Raw genomic sequence first — 1,171 nt, forward strand, 5'->3', positions numbered from 1 at the left:
TGAGCTGCTGCCGGTTTCGTGGACAGCAGGTTAAGCTAGCATAGCGCGGGCCTCGAACTCCATTGGGCTGAGGTAGCCCAGTTTCGAATGCCTTCTGCGCGGGTTGTAGAAGCGCTCAATGTAATCGAAGACGTGGGCTCGCGCTTCATTGCGAGTGCGATAGACCTTGATGGCTGTCCGTTCGGTCTTCAGCGTTGAGAAGAAGCTCTCCATCGCGGAATTATCCCAGACGTTACCCGCGCGGCTCATAGAGCAGGTGATCCCATTGTCGGCCAGAAGCCTTTGAAACTGCTCGCTCGTGTATTGCGATCCTTGGTCCGAGTGATGCAGCAGCGCGTCGGCCTTCCCGCGTCGCCAGACCGCCATCATCAGCGCGTCCATGACCAGTGAGGCATCCCGATCAGCTTTCATGGACCATCCCACGGCGCGCCGGGAGAAGAGGTCGAGAACAACAGCGACGTAAAGCCAGCCTTCCGCGGTCCAGATGTAGGTAAAGTCGGCCAGCCACTTCTGGTTCGGCCGGTCTGCCTGAAAGTTCCGGTCGAGGAGATTGTCGGCGATGACCGACCGTTCCCCGTCGTCCCTGGGCTTTCCCCGACGTCTGGGTCGCGCCCGTAAGGCATTGATCCGCATCAGCCGTTCTATCCGGTGAAGCCCACAGGCAAGTCCGTCCTCAAGAACATCCCGCCAGACACGACGTGCGCCATAGGTCCGGTCACTGGCCCCGAAGCTCGTCTCGATCGCTGCGACGAGCTTCGAGTCATGGATCTCGCGCGTGCTGGGTGGGCGGCTGAGCCACGCATGAAAGCCGGACCGCGAAACCTCAAGAACCTTGCAGAGCCAGCTGACCGGCCAGATGTGGCGGTGTTTGGCAATGAAGGCGAACCTCATATCGCCTCGCGCGCGAAAAAAGCTGCGGCTTTCTTCGAGGCATGTCACGCTCCGCCCGGAGCCGGGCGACCTCTTTCTTCAGAGCCGAAATCTCGGCCAGATCGGCCCGCATCTGCCCGTTCCCGGGAAACGCAACCGCCGGCGTGGCTGTCAGCTCTCGCATCCACCGCCGCAGCACGCTCTCCGCCACATCGAGGTCACGCGCGGCCTGTGCCACAGCGACACTCCGATCCGTCACCAGCCTGACGGCCTCGATCTTGAACTCACGGCTGAACTTCCG

The 1,171-nt window shown here is 61.6% G+C and carries 1 protein-coding gene; it reads right to left on the bottom strand.

What is annotated here, in order from left to right; genetic code table 11:
- Window positions 1–30: 30 nt before the first annotated feature.
- Window positions 31–1,171 (bottom strand): IS3 family transposase gene (locus tag XINFAN_RS00035; protein ID WP_124084539.1). Its coding sequence is split into 2 segments (ribosomal slippage), with 1,140 coding nucleotides annotated over them: window positions 31–930 and window positions 932–1,171; the frame shifts between segments, so codons are not numbered across the junction. This gene is flagged as partial in the annotation.

Origin of the sequence: Pseudogemmobacter humi (assembly GCF_900609055.1) — a bacterium.
Lineage (GTDB): Bacteria > Pseudomonadota > Alphaproteobacteria > Rhodobacterales > Rhodobacteraceae > Pseudogemmobacter > Pseudogemmobacter humi.